This window comes from Paenibacillus sp. ALE2, assembly GCF_054113385.1.
In genome coordinates, this window is the sequence record NZ_CM134213.1 from 566,060 (window position 1) to 590,250 (window position 24,191).

The following is a 24,191-nucleotide window of genomic DNA, read 5'->3' on the forward strand; positions in this document are numbered from 1 at the left end:
AAGCGTCATCCTTGCTGTCAACTGCAAAGCGAACTTTTTATTATTTCACTTTTAAAATAAAAAGACCTGCCAAAATGATGGCCAGGTCTTTTGGATGCGGCTGCTTCTTAAACCTACAAATTGGGGCTAGGTTGCTGAAGGGCTGCTTTCCGGTGATCGCTGTTTTGTTTTATATTCTTCTCCCCAATCCTTCATCAGATTAATAATCGGGATGAGTGTTTCTCCAAACTCGGTGAGAGAGTATTCAACCTTAGGCGGAACCTGCTGGTAGACTTCACGATGAACGACACCGTCCTCTTCCAGCTCGCGCAATTGGAGTGTCAGCATACGCTGGGTAATTCCCGGGCAGATCCGCCGAAAATCACTAAATCGCTTAGTCCCATACATGAGATGGTATAAAATAATCCCTTTCCACTTGCCCCCAATCACATCCAACGTGTACTCAACAGGACACGCCTGATCATTCCCAGCGGTACATTCACCAAAACCGCCTTTCCGATTGCGCATTGGCCCTTCTCCTCCTTGGTATCATTTTATATACTACAGCACATTAATGTGCGTACTTCAAAAATGGTCATGTATATTCTAATATTAGTCATGCACTTAGTAAGCGTCAATTTCAATCACAACCATAAGGAGTGGAATCACGATGGAAACCTTAACAACCACTAAAGATCAAATCTTGTCTGCATACAAGTTCAGACATGCTACAAAAGAATTTGATAATCATAAGAAAATTAGCGATTCCGATTTTGAGTTTATTCTTGAAACCGGTCGTTTATCCCCAAGCTCGTTTGGCTTTGAACCCTGGAAATTTGTTGTCGTCCAAAGTACAGATATGCGTGAGAAGCTGCTGCCCTATTCTTGGGGGGCCACAAAACAGTTGCCAACAGCAAGCCATTTCGTACTTATTCTCTCCAGATTGCCTAAAGATATGGTAGCTTCATCCAATTATATCAAGAATATGATGGTAAACGTGCAGCAATTACCTGCTGAAGTGATGCAAGGCAAAGAGAAGGTATATGACGCCTTCCTAAAATCAGATTTTGCGCTTGAGGAAAATGAAAGAGCTATGTTCGAGTGGGCATGCCGACAAACCTATATCGCACTGGGCAATATGATGACTGCCGCAGCTCAAATCGGCATTGATTCCTGCCCTATCGAAGGTTTTAATAAACAAGAAATTGAACGCATCCTCTCCGAAGAAGGCATTATGGATGCCGAGCATTTCGGTATTTCTTGTATGGTGGCCTTTGGATACCGCCTGAACGAACCGCGCGACAAAACTCGGCGACCTGTAGATCAGATTGTGGAGTGGGTATAAAGCGCGGAATATCCTTATTAAAAACAAAGGGCGCTCCGAGCCATTTCCATGGCTAGGGGCGCCCTCTTTACATAAAACTATAGCTCCTAAAAATGTGGTCACTTCATAATAACGCCTACTGATAGTTCACTTCTTCCACGAAATAGATTTCCTTCAAACGAGTTTTCACGCGTTGAATTTCATCTGCTGTTAAAGGAGCTGTTGGACATAGCTTGAAGTTCCTTCCAGTGACATAGCTTACGTCCGTGTGACTATTTTCCGGGCTGTAAGCAAGCTTCGGAACCGGTTTTCGGGTATAATCGGTAAAGTCAATAATGGACCATGCCGCATCTCCATCCTCTTTGGATAAAATAATACGCTGTGAGGCATTTTCAGTCCACAAATAGCGCAGATTTGCCGGTGAATTATTGGAATCCATAGCCGTCTTTATTCCTGAACCTCTAAACATGAGCGTAAACTCGGTATGATCATTACCCGATCCTGCTACCGATTCATAAATCTGTTTCAGCCCGTCTACACCCACAATCTCGACCTTGCGATCAAGCGGGAAATGATTCACAAAGTTCTCCCATATTGGACCCATGTTATGGGTGTTGGCAAGTGCGTTGATGTCCAAAATAATGGACAAGTAGTTTACCGTATTTATACGTTGATAAGGGTTATCCAAATATTGCTGTACTATATACAGTTGTGGTGCCGCATCCGTCTCCGTCACATAGGGATCACCCGGATGAAGAGTCCAGCGTGAGGAATCTTTCGTATAGCGTGACCCAATCGGATCAATCGTAACCGAGTTCATGAATACGGTACCGCTATTATCAGCAATTCCTTGTGCGGGAACAATCGGATTGTCCTTATGGGACCAGTAAGGCATCAAAGGTGAGCCCTCACCATACATACCGTTGACATTATATTGTGTAGCCGACCATCCCATCGCCGATGTAATTCGATAGTGATCCTTAAGCCATTGAGTCTGTTCGGGATTCACCGTAAAGCTGGTCAATGATTTCGGCAGATACTTCCGATATTGGTCTGTATCCATGCTTTCAAACACGGATGGTGATCCCATCGAACCAGATTGGTGCAGCTCATTAAATGCATTATAACGATACATATACAGCCACTCATCCATCTTTGCTTCCCAAACAGGAAGCCCGGGCTCGGACTGGTTCGGGTACCCCGCCAGAATCCCAACTTCATCTCCATACTGATCAACAAATGCCAGAACCTGTTCAAGCTGCGGCCGATTCGCTTCTACAAAAACAAATCCGTTTTGCATCGCCCATGTCACTTTAATGTTGGGACCAAAGTGATCCATCAGCAATTGACGAGATTGCTTGATTTGATCTACGGTAGTCGCGCTTCCCTGCAGCATGATGGAGACAGCAAAGTATTGTTTTTTACGTTCCCCGGGTTCTACCGTTAATTCCGCATCGGATGTGAAGAGAATCCCTTGGGATGGAGACTCAACTGTGATTTTTAATGGAATAACCGAGTTCACTGCTGGAATCAAATGCAGGTTGGCAATCTTTCCATCCTCTTCAAATATTCCTCTGGAATCCTTTATCCGAAGTATCAAGTCTGATGGCAGCATTTCAGGAGCTATAATCTCTCCTTTAGCATTACGAAATACGTAGGACATTTTCCAAGCAGCCGGATCTAAAGTAGCCGCCTCTGAAATGGTATACGTGGCCAAGTATACGGACCTGATTACGTTCGGTGGTTCTGCCGGCGGAGTCTTCCCTTTTACGATCAGCTTGGTCTGAGCTGTAAGAACCCGATAAGGTTTGGCAATGGTGACCTTCATTTCTACCGGAATGAAGCTGTCCACAGCTGGTATTTTCTCGGGATGTGTGATTTTTCCTTGTACATCAAAAACACCTAACCCATCACTAAATGTGTACGTAACATTTGTGACACTGGCAGCAGGAATGCTTACTGGTCGTCCTTCATTGTATAGCTGAAAGGATAGCTGATACGAAGGGTGCGTTTCCGGTTGATTTACTAGCTCCTGCGCCTTGATTACGACTTCATCGACCAAAAAATCCGAAGAGTGATCCGGTGGAATCACCGATGGGTCAACCGGAATTATTGGTGGTTTGGGATTAGGCACCGGTGGTGTGATTGGCGGTTCCGGTTTCGGCTCCGGTGGTGTCACCGGAGATACTGGTGAATCAGGTCTTGGGCGATGCCTTTTAGGCTCCTCAATTTCCGAATTCACAGGTTGTTGCCTAATTTCCGGTGTCAAATCGGCCGCAATCTTCTGCGATTCTTGTTGGCTGGTCGCCTGAGGCATCGTTGCAGCTCCATTTTCTAATGACTCCAGCAAACGCTTGGCACGTTCTTTCAGAACGTCACCGCCTAACCATAACCGATAAGCAACCAACGTGGCGTCCTGCCGACTCACAGACTCTTTAGGGTGGAAATAATGATTTGTATCCCCCTCAATCAGTTCCAACCGTTCCATCAGCCATACGCTCGTTTGTGCATAATTTGATATATTAGGTTGATCCACAAAACTGGATATACCAGCAGATCGGGTATCATCAGTAACACCAAAATACCGGGCATACCAAACGGCCATATCCTGACGAGTCATATTGTGCTTGGCACCGAATAATTGATCACTAATCCCTTTCGTAATGCTTTCTTCCTGCAAGGCCTGTACATAAGGTAAAGCCCATGGTGACACATCCCGAAAAGAAGTTACGCCTCTGTTATTCGATGTTCGCTTTAAGGTTTTAGCGAAAATGCTTGCCCATTCCTGACGCGAGATAAAATGTAAAGGTCGAAAGCTCCCATCCTGATAACCCGTAACATAACCTTGAGCAGCCATGGCCTCAATCGCATCAGCTGCATAGGAATGTTCGATATCGTTAAAGGCTCTGTCCGCAAAAACAGGCGAACTATGTATACAGAACAACCAGACAGCCAGTAAACCAGCCATGTAATGCCTAATTTGTTTTAACTTTTTTTCATAATTCATTATTTGAGATCATTACACCTCCTTTACGAGATAGCACTGGGCCACTTTCACCTGTACCTTCATATCAATTTTGAAAATCATCCTCTTTTGTTTTCAAACGGTTTTTCATTACTGTTAACACCAAACTGTATATACTTGAATTATCGGAATAATCTCCCTAGGATTGAATAAAGCCAGCAAAAAAAGTGGTTTGAGCAATCTGCTGTCCTGCTCTTTCACCATATTTTTTTAAGCCTTAATTCCCTATCACTAAACAATGGTTTTCATTGGCAATTAAATACTTATCACCTTTTGGGCCTATCATTTTAATCATGTACACCATAAATAAAAAAAGAGATGACATCTGTATCCGCATTCGTCTGAATACAAAAATGTTATCTCATTTTTTGTGTAAGATACACTTATTAAGTCCTGGCTGCTCGTTAATCCTTTTTCAACTCAGAACCCTTATAAATATAAAAGTAGCCCTTTAGAGTTCCGTTTTGCGGATAAGCAGCAGGATCTTTGTCTTTTATTTGACTTACCCACTCTTGATTTATAAGCGTAGAGGGGCCTTCCTCAACTAGTGCTTCAGCAGACATTCCCGTGATTGATTGTGCTGTGCTGGACCAGAATGTAACTAAGTAGACATCGTTAGCATTAAAATGATAGCGTCCTTCACTTGGAGTTCCCTCATAAAACAGCTCAGCCAAAGAAGCAGCCTCAGATCCTCTCATAAAAATTCGAATCTCATCAGTTCCGTTCCATGTATGAGGAATTCCGCCTTTTGGATTCACGTATTCTACAATTGCTGGCTCCTTATCGGTATTAAAATCAACAATCGCATAATGATAAACCTCATCCGTTACACTCTTGGTTGCAAATTCAGTTATTTTATCTATTTGATAGCCACTGAACTTTCCATACACATTTGGAGTTTTGCCAATAGCAGCAAGGGCCTTTTCCTGATCCATAGATCCGGCTCTACCAGCTACTGGTGTCAGCCTGTAGGTCTTGATTTCAGTCCCCTTGTACTGATCCCAAGTGTATTCGTAATAATATTTTGCATAAGATATTCCACTGTTCCAGCCTACAGATACCAGCATGATAATACCTAGCATGAATACTACTGGCCATTTTTTCAACTTCATACCCACAACCTCTTTTCTTCATATACACTCAAATCATCATTAGAATTATAGCTTTTCAATAATTCTACTAACAGTTAAATATTAGAAGGAAGTGTGGATAAATTATGTCTTTTCTGTTAGTTAGTCATGTGACTCCCTATATTATTGTTTTTATGAACATTTTCCGTTCCGGCATCCAATGCAGTTTTGTAATATAAGCATTTATGTTCAATAACCTCCATTGTTTTTTTTAGTTCCTCCATTTGTGCTTCTACAGTCGCTTTTCGTTCGATAAACATGTCATATCTTTGTTGTAGTGTGGAATCTCCCCCAGAACACCAATCAATGAAATTTTTAATTTCTTTGATCGGCATTCCGGTGGATTTTAGACATTCAATTATTTTTAAAGCGTCAATATCGGATTCTTTAAATAATCTTGTTCCGCTAGATGTCCGTTCTACAAAAGGCATAAGTCCCTCCTTGTCGTAGTAACGCAAGGCATATGCTGTAAGATTCAATTCTTTAGCAACTTCGCTGATCGAATATGTCTTCATCATTTATCTCCTATCCTTAATGATATAGACTTCGAGTTAACTCTAGGTATAAAGGGATTCTATCAAGCTATTGGTTGAGTGTCAAAGTCTCCTAGCATAATTTTTTAAAAGGAATATAGGTAGTTGCTTGACTTAGAGTTAACTATAAGGATTAACATTGATCTGCAAGAGGAAAACTTCAATCGACTTCACTTAGTTTTCACTTTGTATTCAATACAATTACTTTCTCTTGAAAAATATAAGTAATTAGGAGGCTATTTATGATTACTGCTAAAGCACGAGCTGTCGACGGCCCAGACAAACCGTTTCGAGCGGCTGAAATTAAACGACGGGATCTTGATTCACATGATGTATTGATTGAAATTAAATATGCTGGCATATGCCATTCTGACATCCACACTGCTCACGGCGAATGGGGACCCGTGAACTACCCACTTGTACCTGGACATGAAATTGCAGGGATTGTTACGGATGTAGGAGCTAAAGTTACAAAGTACACAGTTGGTGACCGGGTAGGAGTTGGCTGTATGGTTGATTCCTGTGGCGAATGCGAGAACTGTCGTAAAGGAGAGGAACAATACTGCCTTAAAGGAAATGTCCCTACCTACGCTGGTGTTGACAAATACGGCGAGCCTACACAAGGCGGGTATTCTACCCACATTGTCGTAACTGAGGATTTTGTAGTAAGAATTCCAGATAATATTGAGCTTGACGTGGCTGCTCCATTACTTTGCGCAGGTATTACGACTTATTCGCCGTTAAACCACTGGGGAGCTGGCCCAGATAAGAAAGTGGCAGTTGTGGGTATGGGAGGCCTTGGCCATATGGCTATCAAGATCGCACATGCTATGGGTGCTGAGGTAACCGTTCTATCACAAACATTAAAGAAAAAAGAAGATGGCTTGCAATTTGGCGCGGATCACTATTATGCCACAAGCGAACCAGAAACATTTGAAAAACTGGCTGGACGCTTTGACTTGATTATTAATACGGTAAGTGCCAACATAGATCTGAACGCTTATTTTGCACTACTCACTCTTGACGGAACTTTGGTGAATGTCGGTGCCCCCGGGGAGCCGATGTCACTCAATGTGATGTCCCTTATCGGACATCGCCGTTCATTTGCAGGATCAATGATAGGAGGTATCCGCGAGACACAGGAAATGCTGGATTTCTGTGCGAAACACAATATTGTTCCTAAAATTGAAGTGGTATCAGCTGACCAGATTGACGAAGCTTACAAACGAGTATTAGCATCTGATGTCAAGTACAGATTCGTGATTGACATTAGCACAATGTAAGCTAGGTAAATCAATAAGTTGTAAAAGCAGTTTTAATTTGAAGGTGTCTCCAAGTATAGCTTGGGGATACCTTCGCTTTATTTTGCAATGATCACACACTTTTTCACCTCACTCACAGCCTTTCCATTGCTCTATTCCTCTTCATATAAAAAGGAAAGCCGAGCGCAACTCAGGACATCTGAATTACGCTCGGCAAATAGTACATCTTGAGCAGCCTATTCGTGTTTCTCTAATTCTTCAATTCTCTGCCGCTTTCCTATACCAAAGACAAAATATCCAACAACGACGATCGCCATGAAGGTTGCCCCGACAATCAACGACAAGCGTGTGTCCGGGTTAAACCACATTCCAACGATCACCAGCAACAAAAAGATAATAGTGATGTAATTACTGATCGGGAAAAAACGAGACTTAAAATTATGATCTTCCATTTCGTTTTTCCACTTTTTCCGGAATTTAAATTGACTGATGGCTAATGCAAACCACGGTACCATACCCGGGAGAACACTAGCGCTGTAAATATACAAAAACAGTTTGGAATCAGGCATTAGGTAGTTAAATAACACGCCTACCAGTAGCAATGAAATGGTCGTTATTATACTATTTCTAGGGACACCGCTTGCGGAAACTTTCCCGAAGAACTTAGGAGCTTGTCCGTTCTTAGCCAATGTATATAACATTCTGCCCGCACTATAAATACCACTGTTGCAACCTGACATCGCAGCTGTAAGTACAACAAAGTTAATAATACCCGCAGCAGCTACAATTCCTACCTTGGCAAAAGTCAGAACAAACGGGCTGCCAATCTCGCCAATTTGGTTCCAAGGATAAATCGTAACAATGACAAAGATTGCCCCTACGTAAAAAATCAGAATACGCCAGATGATGTTTTTAATAGCTTTTCGCAGGGTCATTTTCGGATTTTCTGCTTCACCCGCTGTAATGCCTACCATCTCAATCCCCTGGTAAGCCGCCGTTACAATACATAGTGCAAATAGGAACCCTTTTAATCCTCCTGCAAAAAAACCACCATGGCTGACTAGATTGGATAGACCTATCGGTTGTCCGCCGTTACCGAGGCCAAAGAAGATCATCCCCGTACCAACTACTAGCATGAAGATAATAGCGATAATCTTAATCATCGCAAACCAAAACTCAAATTCTCCATAGAATTTCACAGCCGCTAAATTGGCCAACGCAATAATAATTACACCTGCCAAAGCCGGCAACCATTGCGGGATATCCGGGAACCAGTAGCCCACATATACCCCAATCGCAGTGACCTCCGCCATTCCTACAGTAACCCATAAGAACCAATAGCTCCAAGCGGTCAAGAAACCGGCCAAAGGGCTGATGTATTTATGAGCAAAGGTAGCAAATGAGCCCGTCACCGGTTCAAGAATCAGCATTTCCCCCATGATCCGCATGACAAAAAACATAATAATCCCAGCTAAGAGATAAGCCAACAGCACCGAAGGACCTGCCCATTTTATCGTACTTGCCGATCCCATAAACAAGCCAACGCCAATCGTGCCTCCAAGCGCAATCAACTCAACGTGTCGTGGCTTCAGCCCTCTCGTTAATTGTTTCGATTCCAAAAGAACGCTCCCCTTCGTATATGTTCGTCATCAAATGCTAATGATCCGGAAAACTGCCCCCAAACATTATTAATTTTCAGACTGACGTGGTTGATCGAACGACTACACAGTAGCTCCACGATTCATAAATATACAAAGTCAACCACGTCCTATTTGCCGTCCAAACCTTACTGTTTCTAAGACCGAGTCCGTAGCATTAGATGCATTGTATGACAAAAAACGTCTAAATACAACTGCTAATTAGCAGACATTTTTAGACATGAAATGGAAAGGAAGGAGATTCATTTTACTGAACATTGGTCAATTCAATGTAATGCATTAGAGCGTTGAAGATACGTGTTTTTTTCAATGATAAATATCACGATATTAAGCTTGTTTAAAGCCTATATCCATACAGTGTAAACATAAGCTCTGAATGAAAGAGCAACATTTCAAACATACCCTTGTGATATAACTATGCATGAATTCCAAACAAGGAGATGAAGACATGAGTAAGTTAAAAGGTCAAATCGCTTTAGTAACTGGTGCAAGTCGAGGAATCGGTCGTGGCATTGCATTACGTCTAGCTCGGGAGGGGGCCATTGTCGCAGTACACTACGGAAAAAGGCATAAAGAAGCAGATGAGGTAGTTTCGCATATAGCATGTCAAAGGGGGCCATCGACACACTAACGCACGTTTTGGCTCATCAACTTGGGAGCCGTCATATTACCGTCAATGCCATCCAACCAGGCATTATCAATACAGAGATGAATAGCGGAACCTTACAAGATCCTGACGGACAGAAATTTGCCGCTGGCCTTTCGACCTTTAAACGTTGGGGAGAGCCTGAAGATGTTGCAGATATAGCTGCCTTTCTTGCCTCAACGGATAGCCGCTGGATAACGGGTCAATTGATTGATGCAAGTGGTGGATCTCATCTGTAAATGAACAGATTCAAAATAAAAACAAAATGCGTTGGTGAGAGAAAGTTGTTCTTCTCCACCAACGCATGAAATACGTTATCATCCAATTGTTCAGCATGACTACTACAGATCAGGTACCGCAAAATGTTCGGTAAGGACAAGTGGATTCCTCAGGCAATGTAGAGTAAATTTCCTGTTCGGTAGAATAAGCATAAGGGTTCGAAAGAACTTCAAGAAGCTGCTCCATCACTCGGTAATCTTCACGTTCCACCGCAGCCTCCAGTGCTTCTTCTACCCGATGGTTGCGCGGGATAATTGCGGGATTGCTGCTGCGCATCAGCTGATACGAGGTGGCTTCGGATTCCTGCTGTCTGTCCAACCTCGCCTGCCACTGCTCGTGCCACTGGGTAAAATCCGCCGTGCTGAACAAAACCGCATCCTCCAGCTTGTTTAAAGTGAGGGCACGGAAGGTATTGGTGTAGTCCGCGCGATGCTTCTGCATGATTTTAAGAAGATCCTCAATAAGGGACTCATCCTGCGGCTCTTCGTTAAAGATCCCCAATTTGGCCCGCATTCCCGCAAGCCAATGAAGGCGAAACATGTTTGCAAAATCTGAAATTGCATCCTCGGCCATTTTGACAGCCTGCTCTCTGTTGTCATGCAGCAGTGGCAAGAGGGTCTCCGCCAATCTCGCGAGATTCCACGCAGCGATATGCGGCTGATTGATATAAGCATAGCGGCCCTGCATGTCGATGGAACTGAACACCGTCTCAGGATTATAGGTATCCATAAAGGCGCAAGGACCATAATCAATGGTTTCTCCGCTAAGGGTCATATTGTCGGTATTCATCACTCCGTGAATAAAACCCACCAGCTGCCATTGAGCGATCAGCTTCGCCTGACGCTTAATCACTTCCTGAAGCAGTGAAAGGTAACGGTTTTCGTCATTGGCAACTTCCGGATAGTGTCGTTCCAATGTGTAATCAGCCAGAGTCCGCAGATCTTGGGACGTGCCCCATGCTGAGACATATTGAAAGGTGCCGACGCGAAGATGACTGGCAGCCACACGAGTCAGAATGGCACCGGGCTGCTCAGTTTCCCGGACGATCGCCTCACCCGTGGTTACCACCGCCAAGCTGCGGGTGGTAGCGATACCTAGCGCATGCATCGCTTCGCTGATGATGTATTCGCGGAGCATCGGCCCAAGTGCCGCACGGCCATCACCACGACGGGAGTACGGCGTTCTGCCTGAGCCCTTGAGCTGAATATCAACCCGTTTGCCCGAGGGAGTGATCTGCTCGCCGAGCAGTAGAGCACGGCCGTCTCCTAGCATGTTAAAATGCCCAAATTGATGTCCTGCGTAAGCTTGTGCAAGAGGTGTAGCACCTTCGGGAACCTGATTGCCGGCCAACATGGTTACAACATCATCTCTTCGCAGCGCATTTTCGTTCAACCCCAGTGAAACTGCCAACGGATGATTTAAAATGATCAGCTTTGGTGAGCGAACAGGATTTGGATTGAGCTTCGTAAACATGGATTCCGGCAGACGAGAATAACTGTTGTCGAAGTTCCACCCTATTTTATCAGCTATTTCTTTTTTCTCCGTCATAGTGTCTCCTTTTCTGCTGTGGTATCTTGGATTTGCCCATTTTAGTTTTTACTTCTATTCATTTATTATCCACTTTTCACCATGCTGTTGTGCTTTTTTCAACCTACTTTTTTATTGTAACCGATGATCATACATGAATTGTATTTGGATACCGAACGGGTCTTCTACAATACCGTAGGCTTGGCTAAACACATTGCCAGATAAAGGTACAATGATTTTCACTCGCTCATCTGTTATGAGACTATGATAAAATTGTTCAATTTCTTCTCTGTCAGCACTTTGAATACATAATGAAATGTTATTCCCTACGGTATATTCCTCATTGGGATTCATTGGTTCTTCTGCTATCATAACCTTTGTTCTTCCTATCAATAAGACAGAATGAGAAATATAATCTTTATTTTCATCAGTAAGCTGTATTGAGCTGTCACGTTTGGCCATGTCCTGATAAGTAACGAGAAATCGTTCCTCTGCGTTAAAATGTTTTTTGTAAAAAGCTATAGCTTCCTTTGCTTTTCCGTTCATGGATAAGAAAATAGCTATTTCCAGTGTTGTACTCATGGGTTCAATCTCCTTTTTTATCATGCTTTTAGGTAGATATCTTATAGATTTGATATATCCCCTTGAACCTATTATCATTTGTAAAGGTATCAAAACATGACACCTTTTATAAGGAGATTTATGTATGAAGAAACCCGAAAGATTAAATGACATGATCAGATACTTAAACAGTCGTGAGTACTTTAATTTAAATGATCTCATGGATAAATACCACATTTCAAAAAGTACAGCCCTACGTGATATTAGTTCATTAGAACAATTAGGTATGCCTATTTATTCGGAACATGGCAGACATGGACGATATGGTATCTTAAAAAATAGACTGTTATCCCCTATTATTTTTACGATGGATGAAGTGTATGCTCTATACTTTGCAATGTTGACCTTAGAAGCTTATCAATCTACACCCTTTCATTTGAGTGTTAATAAACTCAATGAAAAGTTTGAACACTGTCTTTCTAAAATACAAATAAACCAGATTCATAAAATGAAAAAGGTTCTACAATTTGAAATATATCAGCATAATCATGTTAGTCGTTATTTAGATAAAATTCTAACCAGCGTTCTTAATGAGACGTACTGTAAGATTCAATATTCAAAAAATAACCAGAACAAAAGTTATCATGTTCAATTTTTCAAGATTTCCGCTAAGTTTGGCCAATGGTACGCTACTGGAATAGAGTTAAATACGAACAAATATAGGGTTTTCAGATGTGATCGAATCACCTCAATAGAAGAAGAGGAAATCAATTCTCACTTTTCTATAGATGAACTCCTTATTCGTTCATTAGAAATGTATCAATCTGAGAAGAGCATTGATTTTGAAGTAGAAATTGTAGAACAAGCTAAGGATATCTTTTATAAAGAACATTATCCTTCTATGAAAATAGAACAGGGTCATAAAACAGTCATAAAAGGATTTTATAATCCTGGAGAAGAAGAGTTTATCGCTAATTACTTTATGAGATATGGTCATTATGTACAATCCGTGAAGCCTGAATCTTTAAAACAGATTATTAAAGAAAGAGTTGAGCACCTCTTAAACCACTATCAAAAATTATAAGATCATCGAAGGTTTGTTCAAAATGCTCTCTACATTTTAGCAGGGAAAAGAAGCCTCAAGCTCCTTTTCCCTGCTAACGATGACATTGATATTATGGCTTCCGTTTGGCGATAACAGCATAAGATACCGTTCTTGTGGTTCCAGTTGGATTCCATGCAGTAAAGAACCATCTGTCTTCAGCCGCAGAATAGTTATCGAGCAGAAACCCTTGCTGATTTCCAGAGAAAATCCATGAACCACTAATCAGATTGTAGTCGTTACCGTTAATCGTAGTGCTTCTAAAGCTATTAGGAGAAATAGTGATTGGAGCGAAAGTGAAGCGTGCAAACCCATCTCCAAGTTGAGTTACACGAATGGCTTTTCTAACATTCATAACCACATGGCTTCTTTTTTTCAGTTTTTTCCCCAATTTTGCTTCCGCTTTTCTAATTTTCACTAAAGTTGCCTTTCGCAAAGAAATCATCTCCTTCATTGTTATACTTATAGTTAATGAAGGACTAAATGCTTTTGAATGGACAAAATCCCCGGTAAATTGGCTGGATTTTCTGGAGGTGCTGAAACAAAAAGCCCTTCCTTAAAATAAAGGAGGGCTTGATACCGCTACTTCTTATGTCCTATACCGATTTTGTTAAGCCGATATGGGTGATCATGGTGTCATAGGGCTTTAACTCCATGGTTTGTTTGCCATAGTCCGTTTCAATCGTTGTTTTTTGCAGTTGATCGCTATTGTTAATAACAACCAACATTCTACTTTCTGGATAATAAGCACACTCTGTATATAAGTTATCTGTAATATACTTTGTTTCATTGAGCTCATTGCCCGCAAAGCGGATTATATTCAGCAGCAATCTTGTATTTTCCCAACTGAATTCGAAGGAAGGAAGGTAAATTCCCTTACCTTTACCGAAGGCATGAGTGGATAGTGTTATCATTCCATTCGTTTCACCCGCTATCGCAGCTGACCCATCCGTAAGATAAATCCTATTCTTCGGCGTTATGCTTGCCCCTTCAGGCACCAAACCATGCTCATCCCTAACCTCATATGTCCATCTTCCATGAGCTACTCTGGAGCCTGTATCCTCATCCAGACCGAGGACATGTGCCATTCTGAAAAAGCTGTCATGACCTTCAACCGCTGAAGGCTGATTGATGCCAATAAAGGTGCCGCCATCATAAACCCATTGGGTCAGTAAGTCTACACATTTGTTGTCATCCCAGTACTTTCCGCCACTCCATGCTGTACCAGCAGAGCCCGCATTAATCACTACATCACAATCCTGTAGTATTCCCTGACGGATATCGTCAAAATCAATGAACTGAACTTCAACCGGCAATCCGGATAAAGCCTCATTGATATGAATCAAATCATGCATATATGTTTCGTGGAAATGACCAGACAAGGTCCACGATCTCAATTTTCCCCAGCTGTGCAGAATAGCTACCTTCGTCTTCATGCGATAGGGTTTGCCTTCATGATGCAGTTCTTTGATTTCTCTGAACTCGTTGGCAATCTTTTCGATGTAATCACAAAAATCCGGGTAAGGCTCTACAAGATGCAAATATCCACCCAGTCCAATCCGGTCAATAGGCTCCCTCAACAGGGCGCGCCGGATATTAATCCAATACTTTTTGGCATCCAGCGTGGGGTCGCCCCCTTCCATAAAGGTAGGAAGCCCGCCTAAGCCAACCGGAAATAAGTAGGGATGCAGCCGAATCTCATGCGTATTCACTTTTACACCTGAACACAGCCTCGCCTCATAACCTGAGAACACACATTTGATCAATCCGTCAAATCCAAACTCTTGAAAACGTTCATTATAAGGCTCCATGCCAACCCAACTGTCATCATAAAACACATAGGCCAGCTTGCCGTGCTGATGCACGATATCAATTAATTTCTTGCCAAATTCGATTACAAAATCATTGATAAATGCCATCCAGTCCAGCTTGCGCTGCTCAGCCGGGATATGTGTGACGCGATACTTCCCACCATTCACAAAATCCTCGGCAGTCATCGAATACCCATATCTCTTGGCAAATAGATCAAGCGCTCTTGAGCTTACCGTAAAATCGTATGACCCCCAATCAGAGAACAGATGGCGATTGCGCTCATTGCTGCCCCAAATCCAGGCGAAGTTATAAAATAAGGAGGTAAACCGGACAACCGTGGTTTCCTTATGATGAAGACACCAATCTTCCATCCAATCCAGCAGATACTGTTGCGTTTCTGTATAGATAGGATCAATCTGCATCAAATGCTCTTTGTCCCAATGGTTCGTGGTGTGATTGTACATGGAAATCTCTTCCCAGATCCGGTAGACCATGAAGCTTACCGTGTATTTATGCCAAGGAGCAATTCCGGTAATGACCACATTTCCGGATTCCCTTTCATAATTCCATTGTTCTCTTGGAACTTCTTCCCCGGTCGTTCTGTCAAAAACCTGCCAGTAGTTAAGCGCCTCTTTGGAATCATTCACTTTGAATTGTTCTGCAAAAAAATCCTCCATCAGATAGATGGATACATAATCCTGTACAGCTACCTTCGGATTCGTAATTAAAAAACACTGCTGCAGCTTATCCAGATTGCGGGACGCCCACTCGTTATGATCTCTGATGATACAGATTGTAGAATAAATGCCGTATCCAGCGTTTATAATCTCATCGGACAATTGCGTGCCGTCACTGTCACGGATGACATCGGCGCCCCATCGTTCAGCTAATTTCAGGGTCAGCGCCTCGTAACCAGATTCCCCCGGTAGTGTAAAGGCCCCCGTTGTTTGTTTAGACAACTTCAATCCCTCCTAATTCAACATATCGGATAGAAAAGCCAACGCCAAGCCTTGTCCCCAGCCCTGAATCCAGTCTTTAGGAATATTGCGATACCCTTCCCGATCTTTCATAACCGCTGTGCCGCCCGATACACCCAGTACCCGTCCGTCTTCGCTAATATGGTTCAAGATGCCCTTCAATGCCTTTTGCACGTATTTGGTATGCAGCGGATTGCCGTTATTAATCATGGCCGCCGCGATACCGCAAGATGCAGATACTTCTTCATAGGACTCCTCGTCATCCAGTACCGTCCGCCATAAGCCGTTCTCTGTTTGGACACCTTTCAATGCCGCCAGTTGATCCCGAAGGGAACATTCCACGTCCATACACGGCGGATACAAATACCAGTCTTTCAAATGAATTTTGACTTGCGACATGGTATATGCTCCCCAAGCATTCGCTCTTCCCCAGAAAAATCCGGACATGTGATCCTGTTTGACATTGTTGTAGCCATGGTACCAGAGACCACTGCTAGGGTCTTGCAGGTATTTGATATGCCAGTAATATTGATTTAAGGCATCCTGGATCATTTTCTCGTCCTTTAATTTGGTTCCTACTCGAAGCAGAAAAAATGCCGCCATAAACAACGTATCTGCCCATGCCTGTTCTGGAAAATCATTAGCAGTGGATACCGTATGCTGCAGAACACGATCTCCGAACCGGAGAGCATTATTTTGGATGTAATCCACCTTGCTCATCACAATATCCCAATATTTCTGGTCTCCTGTTTCTTCATACAATGTGATCAGCATATGGCCCATGGCACATGTATTAACCGTCCAGTGCGGCAAACCCAGCTCGATGTATTCATCTGCCCACTGGACAAGCATATTTAAATAATCTTTATTTCCTGTTTGGGTATAGGCTCTGGATACACCATAATAAGCCACACCGCAGGGCCAATCCCATGTTAAATCCATCGCCATCGTTTTTCTGACGACTTTATCAATAACTCTTAATATTTCTTCCTTGTCATAAGTTAATTGAAGCATTGTTATTCCCCTCTCTTAGTGCACACGCCCCCAAAGGCGCTTGAGAGCGGTTCGTCACTGTTTTGGAAACGCTTTACTTATTCCATTGTACGCAGTAAAATAGTCTCAATCTAAGCACATTCGCAACAAAACTGCGCAATTCCAATCATTTATGTGAGGATTTTGCAAAAATCCAATAAGCGACTTCCGATAAACAATATATAGATCGACATGGTCTAGTTCGTCTATATATTGCACCTTGGAGCGATTGGAATCGAATTTTCCAAAATGCTAATGTATATCTGCTGGCTAAACTTGACATAGCGTTTACCTATATTCCACTCAAATCCAAGTTATGGGAGTATCGAATATGCCCAGAAAAAAGAAGCCCATTATAGAATACCGACATTACAGCTTGCCCATCAACTTCCCTGTCTTGCTGTTAAGCGGTGAACGTTGGAAAATTTCAGATATTAAAAGTGAGCATCTCCATTTTCATAACCATTTGGAGATTGGTATTTGCTATTCGGATGGCGGCTTCATGGAGATCAAAGGAGAAACTGTCCCCTTCAAAGCCGGGGATGTAACTTTCATTCCCAGGTATCTTCCTCACACCACGTATAGTTCGCCAAATACAGCCAGCCTTTGGTCTTATATCTTTTTTTCGCCAGAGGACCTTTTTCAACATTCTTTTAAAAGCGCTTACAGGAACTTTGAGCCCAATTTGTGGGTGATGAAGGGAACGAACTGTATATTAAACAAGGAGCAGCATCCCAAGGTGTATACACTTGCGACTTCGGTCGTAGAGGAATTACAACAACAGAACCCTTACTATCAGGAAAGCGCCTACGGCTTATTGCTATCCCTTTATATAGGGCTCCTTAGAATTCATTCTAGGAATGAACCAATGGCAAATCAAGAAACAGAGCATAGCTTGAAAAGCGAATTTGTCATTTCTCCAGCTTTGGAGTACATCACTAAACATTACATGAAGCCCGTTACCATAGATTTTTTGGCTGATCTATGCCATTTAAGTACAACCCATTTCCGCAGAAAATTTCATGAGATTATGGGAACGTCGCCCCTCGATTTCCTAAACAGCACCCGAATCGAAGAGGCCTGCAAGCAGTTAAAAAGCACAGAAGACTCCATTCTTTCGATCTCCGAGCAAGTCGGTTATCGTTCCATTTCCAGCTTCAACCGATGCTTCTCCAGGCTTATGGGAGAGCCCCCCAAAGAATGGCGTAAAGGGGCGCAATCCGAAGCACAATCGGCCAAAGCGTCTATACTGGAGTTTACGGGGTGGGTCTAATTTTGCCAAACTGAATCCAGCAGCTCGTCCACTTCCTGAATTCGGGTCACTGATGGTGTTGGTATAAGATTGCCCTTCACCATAACCATAGCTACATTTGACAAAGCTTTTATGTTGTCCAAAGGATTGTGCTCCAGCACGATTAAATCCGCCTGTTTTCCGATATCAATGCTCCCTGTAAGGTGATCAATGCCTAGGATTTCCGCATTAGACTTTGTTGCCCGTTCGATGACCTGACCCGCATTCAGTTTCGTTTGTCTCATATGGTGGTCTAGTTCCCGCCACATATCATAGTGAGTGACGTAAGACATTGCGGCATCCGTTCCAATCCCAATTTTGATCTCATGTTCTACAGCCTGACGCAGCCCCTTTAGCATGGAGTCGTACACAAGCCGCGAATTTTCCTTAACCGTTTCATTCACCTTCGTTAGGCTTGTGTCCAATTTTGCAATGGGATACCCAGCCTGCAAAGTAGGAATTAAGGCGGTATAGCCCGATATAAAAAACAGGGAAAAGACATGATAATGGAAGCCGGTTTGCCCTGTTTTCCACTCCACTTTTCCCCGATTTCTTTCAAGTCTTCATTCATGTTTTCAGTGAGAACAACCCTGACACGAAGTGTCCTCATTATTGAAAGTTATTTTTTTCATAACGTACTGCGCCGTAACTCATAAAAATACTGCACAATCGGATGCTTTAACTTCATCTTCTCAGACATGTTTAAAATTCGCTTTTTCCCTACTCGTCTGTCCACTAAAGCTAGAATATTCAATAAGATATCATTACTCTCTAAGCTGTCCTCTATAGAAGTAGTTAAAAACTTATTAGCTACAACATTAAAATTAGACTTGCTTAATGAGGCCTGTGCTGACAAAAGCTCCTTTGCATGTTCTGAGATTTTTCTACCTCTTGCAATTACTTGTAGACGATCCTCCGGAACATTCCCATTAGTGTCTTTTCTGACCGTTTCAATTTCTTCATTGCTGATAGGAACTTGGATATTGGGATCATTCTTGATTTCCTGCTCCGTCTGATACCATCTGATTGGGTTAGTTACATCACTCATATTGAGTACGTTCTTTTTATCTACAGTTATATAACAAATTCCAGATTTATCAGGTAAATAACGGTAACTGGTAGCTCGGTATTCGACTCTTCCGTCTAACGCAGGACAGAGGAAACTCTCCAGTTGTTGCTTCAATTTACTCCAGGACATATATCCTCCTATGTTTTCAATGCCTACTAACAGCCCATCCCCAACTTGGCAATTTAATTTCCACGTTCCTCTACCTCATCATGATCCTTGCTTCCAAACTCATCAAGCAATGTACGCACTTCACTTGTTGATTTGGCGTTCATTAAGCTGTTTCTGAGTTCACTTGCCCCTCGGAATCCACGGACATATATTTTGAAGAAGCGGGCGAGAGGGCTGAACGAACGTGGCTCCTGCACTGAATAATGATCATGGAGATCTAGATGAAGCCGCAGCAGTTCAAGCAATTCCTCACTGCTGTGTCCCTTCGGCTCCTTCTCAAACGCAAATGGATTCTGGAAAATACCACGCCCAATCATAATGCCATCCACTCCATATTGCTCAGCGAGCTTCAAGCCGGTCTGACGGTCCGGAATATCTCCGTTAATGGTCAGCAGTGTATCTGGTGCCACCTCATCACGAAGTTTCTTAATCTCCGGAATCAGCTCCCAGTGGGCGTCTACTTTGCTCATTTCCTCTCTTGTCCGCAGATGAATGGACAAATTCACAATGTCTTGTTTCAGAATATGGGTCAACCAGTCGCGCCATTCGTCTACGGCAGTGAAACCAAGCCTTGTTTTCACACTGACTGGCAGTCCCCCGGCTTTGGCGGCCTGAATGATATCCGCTGCGATTTCAGGACGGCAGATCAGGCCACTTCCCTTCCCATTCTCGGCTACATTCGCTACAGGACAACCCATATTAATATCGATGCCTTTGAAGCCTTCTTGCGCCATACCTATGCTCATTTCACGGAAATATTCCGGCTTATCACCCCAGATATGGGCCACCATGGGCTGTTCATCCTCTGTAAAAGTCAAACGCCCGCGTACACTTTTGTTTCCCTCCGGGTGACAATAACTCTCTGTATTCGCAAACTCCGTAAAAAACACATCCGGTCTGGCTGCTTCACTTACGACATGGCGAAAAACAACATCCGTCACATCTTCCATCGGTGCCAGTATAAAAAAAGGTCGTGGCAAATCACGCCAAAAATTATTCATCATATCAAAAACTCCTCTATAAATACCAGGACAAATCTTTGGTCCCAAAATGGTAAAGCTAACCTGTTCATGTCCTTGCTTCTTCTTCACATATAACATGTTTAAGGAACTTAGTTCAAACGGCAGTATATGTTAAGCATAGACATCTAAATGAGTATATCATACTCAATAGAGGAGTATACTCCCCAAAAGACTCGCAAAAAAAGGAAGAGCGCCGCCCCTCCTTGCCATCTTCTATAATGTACTGCGCCGCAGTTCATAAGAATACTGCACGGCATAACTTCCCCCAGTCTACGCCGTTCCCAAGCGAATCGCTTAAAAAAAGAGCCGAGGAATAATATCCTGGACCCTTTTCGTCAATTTCCACACATGAATACCCAAAATTTTCAGCTGCATGCCACATGAGCATATTTATCAACATCTACACGATTTCGGTACGTTTCTATAATCTTATTAATGTTTTTATCAGTAAGTTTGTTTTGATTTTTGCCTTTTTCAAATTCATTGCTTGCATCGATAAACAAGATGTCTTTTGTTTTACGATTTTTCTTGAATACTAAAATCGTAGTTGGGATGGATACACCGTAAAACAAGTTGGCAGGTAAGCCTATAACGGTATCAAGATAGTTTTTCTCAATGATCGTTTGGCGAATCGCACCTTCTGCTGCACCACAGAACAAGACACCATGCTATTTTAGATTTATTAAATCCTTCCGCCTACTCCTTTAAATTTATCTACAAAGGCAGAGATTTTCTGAAAAACGCTCTGCTTTTTTGTTAAATACTGAGGATTAAGAGGACTCATTTTAGGAAGAATTTCATTAAGCTCCGTTCCATTTTCACTAGCATATTCTTTTTTCAATGAATTTAAAATATATCTTTTTGCAGCCTCTTCACTAAGGCTTTCAGTAGTAATCAATTCTTCTGCTTCACGTTTTTGCTCCTTTTGAGCAAATGAGAAGAAGGCATCAATAATACTTGCTTTATCTTGAATATTATCCAAGTCTGTTTGATTAATAAAATCGACGACCAAACTTTCTTTCGCACGGTTCCCTACACTCGAACGAATTAAACGACGTACCTCTTCAACCAACGATTCTTTATCTTTTATTTTTTTGTTATTTTCAAAAATAAGTTCAAGAATATAATCTAAATTGATCTCTTGGGATTTTAGAAGATCCACTTCAAAGACAACATCATCCCAATCAATAGAGGAATTGTCTTTTTGTTTTCCGTTTTTCTCACGACGAAGCCAATCACGAATATCATTATAGGATGAACGATAATCTTGAATCGTTCTTTCTTCTGGTACATTAATTTCTTGCATGGCAGCTATATCTTCATCACCCATATAGTGAGTAGATTTAAAATTTTCCAAAGCCTCAGAGTCATTGAGATCTACTGTTTGTAAAGCTTTTAGACTTGAAAACTCATCATAATTCTGCAAAATATTTTCAACACGCAAATATTCACCAAAAAGCTTGGCAAACTCTTTCTTATCTTTTTCAGTAGAAATATCTTCAGCATCAGGAAAACGTTCTTGCAGCTCTTTTACTATGTCTACATAACCACGCCGGGCTTCCCCCGTTGCGATATCAGTAAACCCTTCCATATACTCTTTGTAGCTTTTTTCCAGCACTACATTTTTAGTGTTTGTATCCCCGAAAAGAGTAATAGCATCTATAGTGGCTTGCTCTAAATCTCTAAATGTAATGATATTTCCAAAGGTTTTAGTTGCATCATAGATTCGATTTGTTCTCGAAAAGGCTTGCATCAAACCATGATACCTGAGATTTTTATCAACAAATAAAGTATTTAATGTAGGAGCATCGAACCCGGTTAAAAACATGCCTACAACAATCAATAAATCGATCTCTTTGTCTTTTACTCGTTTAGCAAGGTCACGATAATAATTTTGAAATTCCTTACTTTCTACGCCGTAATTGGTTCTAAACATGGCATTATAGTCTTTAATGGCTAAACTTAAAAACTCTTTTGCACTACTATCCATTGCTGAAGGTTCAAAAGTTTCATCAAGAATTTCACCTATAGCATTTTGCTCTTCATTAGCAGCAAAAGAGAAGATTGTCGCAATCTTAAGGGGTTTACTGCTTCCCTTTTGTAAGTTTTTTAATGATTCATAGTAGAGCTTGGCTGCGTCAACACTACTCACAGCAAACATCGCATTAAATCCTTTTCCACTCGCATTTAAACGATGGGTTTTTATTTTAAAATTATGAAGAATATATTGAGAAATTTCTTTAATCCGTTCAGGGTGTAATAATGCTTCTTTATTTTCTGCTGCCGATAGCTTCTTCTCGTCCTGTTCTTGTTCAAGCGTTTTGAACTTGGGACGTACATCGTTATAGTCTACTTTGAACTTTAAAACTTTCTCATCTCGAATGGCATCCGTAATAACATAAGAGTGCAGCTCTCGACCGAAGACAGAAGCAGTCGTTTCAGACCCCAACGCATTTTCCGGGAAAATAGGCGTACCTGTAAAGCCAAATTGATAGAACTTCTTAAATTTTTTATTGATATTTTTTTGAGCTTCACCAAATTGTGAACGGTGGGCTTCATCAAAAATAAATACCACTTGCTTATGATATATGGGCAAATCTGTTTCGCTCTTAATCAGGTTATTCAGTTTTTGAATCGTCGTCACTATGATTTTGTTATCTTCTTTTTCAATGTTACGCTTCAATCCAGCGGTATTTTCTGAACCGTTAACACTATCAGGAGAAAAACGCTGATACTCTTTGATCGTCTGAAAATCCAGATCTTTTCGATCCACAACAAAAAATACTTTGTTTATAAAATCAAGCTCAGTAGCCAAACGAGCTGCTTTAAAACTCGTAAGCGTTTTTCCTGAACCTGTTGTATGCCAAATATATCCTCCACTTTCAGTACTTCTCCAATTTTTGGCTAGATATGAACTTTCGATTTTCCATAAAATCCTTTCTGTAGCCGCAATTTGATAAGGACGCATAATCAGTAGATTATTGCTCGCATCAAAAACAGAATATTTCAGTAATATACTCAATAAAGTGTTTTTCTGAAAAAAGGTAGCTGTGAAATCTTTTAAATCTTTAATCTGTTTATTTTTTGATGTAGCCCAATTCATAGTAAAATCAAAACTGTTTTTACCGCGTTTGGTCGTATTGGCAAAATAGCGGGTATCCGTCCCATTGGAAATCACGAAAATCTGTAAATATTTAAACAGAGAGTTTTCCGAATTAAAGCTCTCCTTACTATATCGATGAACCTGATTAAAGGCTTCACGAATGGCAATCCCACGCTTTTTAAGCTCTATTTGTACTAAAGGCAAGCCATTCACTAAAATGGTAACATCATATCTATTGGCTTGATTTCCTTTTTGTTCAAATTGGGAAATGACCTGCACTTTGTTTCTGGAAATCTTATCTTTGTCTACTAGGTAAATGTTCTGAATACGCCCGTCATCGAAAACAAAGTCATAAATATAATCGTTATGAATTTTACGGGTCTTATCAATATGGTTATCACTCGGTTTATCTAAAAACTGCTCGCAAAATCTAATCCATTCTGCTTCTGAAAATTGTACATTGTTAAGGTTTTGCAGTTGCACACGAACATTAGCAAGCATTTTTTCAGGAGTGGTTAAACTTGGGAGATGTTCATAACCTTGATTTACTAAATCTTGAATGAGTTCTCGTTCTAAATCAGCTTCTGTTTGATAATCGGCTCCTTGCTGATCGATCTTCGTATATTTATCCAGAACGATGAAGTTGTTTGATTCTACAATGGGTTTGAAATCGCTCATTCATTTCCCCCCT

General features: G+C 41.7%; 18 protein-coding genes and 2 pseudogenes. 5 read left to right on the top strand and 15 right to left on the bottom strand.

The features are described from left to right. Nucleotides 1-126: 126 nt before the first annotated feature. Entirely contained in the window at nucleotides 127-507 is a 381-nt protein-coding gene (locus ACXHJ1_RS02210; RefSeq protein WP_017426240.1) for a winged helix-turn-helix transcriptional regulator, read from the bottom strand. Nucleotides 508-649: 142 nt separating this feature from the next. Here ACXHJ1_RS02210 and ACXHJ1_RS02215 point away from each other — a divergent pair, with 142 nt between their 5' ends. After that, entirely contained in the window at nucleotides 650-1,324 is a 675-nt protein-coding gene (locus ACXHJ1_RS02215; protein ID WP_457905528.1) for an NAD(P)H-dependent oxidoreductase, read from the top strand. A gap of 115 nt (nucleotides 1,325-1,439) precedes the next feature. Here the strand turns inward: ACXHJ1_RS02215 and ACXHJ1_RS02220 are convergent, their stop codons facing one another. The 3 genes from ACXHJ1_RS02220 to ACXHJ1_RS02230 all read right to left on the bottom strand — a co-directional run bounded on the left by ACXHJ1_RS02220 (nucleotide 1,440) and on the right by ACXHJ1_RS02230 (nucleotide 5,973). Continuing rightward, complete coding sequence (locus ACXHJ1_RS02220; protein ID WP_457905529.1) at nucleotides 1,440-4,310, bottom strand: S-layer homology domain-containing protein; 2,871 nt, start codon at nucleotides 4,308-4,310, stop codon at nucleotides 1,440-1,442. A 422-nt stretch (nucleotides 4,311-4,732) separates the two neighbouring features. Next, a complete protein-coding gene (locus tag ACXHJ1_RS02225; protein ID WP_457905530.1) occupies nucleotides 4,733-5,440 on the bottom strand; it encodes a hypothetical protein in 708 nt (235 codons plus the stop codon). Between the two features lie 116 nt (nucleotides 5,441-5,556). Further along, nucleotides 5,557-5,973, bottom strand: a complete 417-nt coding sequence (locus ACXHJ1_RS02230; protein ID WP_016819842.1) for a MerR family transcriptional regulator — start codon at nucleotides 5,971-5,973, stop codon at nucleotides 5,557-5,559. Between the two features lie 260 nt (nucleotides 5,974-6,233). Between ACXHJ1_RS02230 and ACXHJ1_RS02235 the strand changes: the two genes are divergently transcribed. Continuing rightward, nucleotides 6,234-7,274 (top strand): NAD(P)-dependent alcohol dehydrogenase, encoded by a 1,041-nt coding sequence (locus tag ACXHJ1_RS02235; RefSeq protein ID WP_025364086.1) that lies wholly within the window; start codon nucleotides 6,234-6,236, stop codon nucleotides 7,272-7,274. 215 nt (nucleotides 7,275-7,489) lie between these two features. On the opposite strand, the gene ACXHJ1_RS02240 is transcribed toward ACXHJ1_RS02235, so the two are convergent. Beyond that, nucleotides 7,490-8,872, bottom strand: coding sequence for an amino acid permease (locus ACXHJ1_RS02240; RefSeq protein WP_019686214.1), 1,383 nt, complete (start codon nucleotides 8,870-8,872; stop codon nucleotides 7,490-7,492). 487 nt (nucleotides 8,873-9,359) lie between these two features. On the opposite strand from ACXHJ1_RS02240, the pseudogene ACXHJ1_RS02245 reads away from it, so the two are divergent. Then, nucleotides 9,360-9,796 (top strand): annotated as a pseudogene (locus ACXHJ1_RS02245) (SDR family oxidoreductase). A gap of 109 nt (nucleotides 9,797-9,905) precedes the next feature. On the opposite strand, the gene ACXHJ1_RS02250 reads toward ACXHJ1_RS02245, so the two are convergent. Then, nucleotides 9,906-11,384 (bottom strand): protein adenylyltransferase SelO, encoded by a 1,479-nt coding sequence (locus ACXHJ1_RS02250; protein ID WP_457905531.1) that lies wholly within the window; start codon nucleotides 11,382-11,384, stop codon nucleotides 9,906-9,908. Between the two features lie 111 nt (nucleotides 11,385-11,495). After that, complete coding sequence (locus tag ACXHJ1_RS02255) at nucleotides 11,496-11,945, bottom strand: VOC family protein (RefSeq protein ID WP_457905532.1); 450 nt, start codon at nucleotides 11,943-11,945, stop codon at nucleotides 11,496-11,498. 124 nt (nucleotides 11,946-12,069) lie between these two features. Here ACXHJ1_RS02255 and ACXHJ1_RS02260 point away from each other — a divergent pair, with 124 nt between their 5' ends. Next, a complete protein-coding gene (locus tag ACXHJ1_RS02260; protein ID WP_457905533.1) occupies nucleotides 12,070-13,008 on the top strand; it encodes a helix-turn-helix transcriptional regulator in 939 nt (312 codons plus the stop codon). A 91-nt stretch (nucleotides 13,009-13,099) separates the two neighbouring features. Here ACXHJ1_RS02260 and ACXHJ1_RS02265 read toward each other — a convergent pair whose 3' ends face one another. From ACXHJ1_RS02265 to ACXHJ1_RS02275, 3 genes are all read right to left on the bottom strand, one after another. Continuing rightward, the gene (locus ACXHJ1_RS02265) at nucleotides 13,100-13,381 is read right to left on the bottom strand and encodes a hypothetical protein (protein ID WP_430211096.1); all 282 of its coding nucleotides are present in this window, start codon (nucleotides 13,379-13,381) and stop codon (nucleotides 13,100-13,102) included. 241 nt (nucleotides 13,382-13,622) lie between these two features. After that, the gene (gene gnpA / locus ACXHJ1_RS02270; protein ID WP_457905534.1) at nucleotides 13,623-15,797 is read right to left on the bottom strand and encodes a 1,3-beta-galactosyl-N-acetylhexosamine phosphorylase; all 2,175 of its coding nucleotides are present in this window, start codon (nucleotides 15,795-15,797) and stop codon (nucleotides 13,623-13,625) included. A gap of 12 nt (nucleotides 15,798-15,809) precedes the next feature. Continuing rightward, the gene (locus tag ACXHJ1_RS02275) at nucleotides 15,810-16,829 is read right to left on the bottom strand and encodes a glycoside hydrolase family 88/105 protein (protein ID WP_045244189.1); all 1,020 of its coding nucleotides are present in this window, start codon (nucleotides 16,827-16,829) and stop codon (nucleotides 15,810-15,812) included. Nucleotides 16,830-17,178: 349 nt separating this feature from the next. On the opposite strand from ACXHJ1_RS02275, the gene ACXHJ1_RS02280 reads away from it, so the two are divergent. Next, entirely contained in the window at nucleotides 17,179-18,120 is a 942-nt protein-coding gene (locus tag ACXHJ1_RS02280; RefSeq protein WP_457905535.1) for a helix-turn-helix domain-containing protein, read from the top strand. Here the strand turns inward: ACXHJ1_RS02280 and ACXHJ1_RS02285 are convergent. From ACXHJ1_RS02285 to ACXHJ1_RS02305, 5 genes and pseudogenes are all read right to left on the bottom strand, one after another. Then, nucleotides 18,117-18,677 (bottom strand): amidohydrolase family protein, encoded by a 561-nt coding sequence (locus tag ACXHJ1_RS02285; RefSeq protein ID WP_107735007.1) that lies wholly within the window; start codon nucleotides 18,675-18,677, stop codon nucleotides 18,117-18,119. The genes ACXHJ1_RS02280 and ACXHJ1_RS02285 overlap by 4 nt on opposite strands. An 89-nt stretch (nucleotides 18,678-18,766) precedes the next feature. Then, nucleotides 18,767-19,336 carry an SF0329 family protein gene (locus tag ACXHJ1_RS02290; protein ID WP_045244192.1) on the bottom strand — a complete coding sequence of 190 codons (570 nt, stop codon included), beginning with the start codon at nucleotides 19,334-19,336 and terminating at the stop codon, nucleotides 18,767-18,769. Nucleotides 19,337-19,389: 53 nt separating this feature from the next. Beyond that, on the bottom strand, nucleotides 19,390-20,379 hold the full coding sequence (locus ACXHJ1_RS02295; RefSeq protein WP_457905536.1) for a tRNA dihydrouridine synthase: 990 nt from the start codon (nucleotides 20,377-20,379) through the stop codon (nucleotides 19,390-19,392). A gap of 392 nt (nucleotides 20,380-20,771) precedes the next feature. Beyond that, a pseudogene (locus ACXHJ1_RS02300) lies at nucleotides 20,772-21,065 on the bottom strand (N-6 DNA methylase); the annotation flags it as partial. A 14-nt stretch (nucleotides 21,066-21,079) separates the two neighbouring features. Further along, entirely contained in the window at nucleotides 21,080-24,178 is a 3,099-nt protein-coding gene (locus ACXHJ1_RS02305; RefSeq protein ID WP_340864271.1) for a type I restriction endonuclease subunit R, read from the bottom strand. Nucleotides 24,179-24,191: the final 13 nt, after the last annotated feature.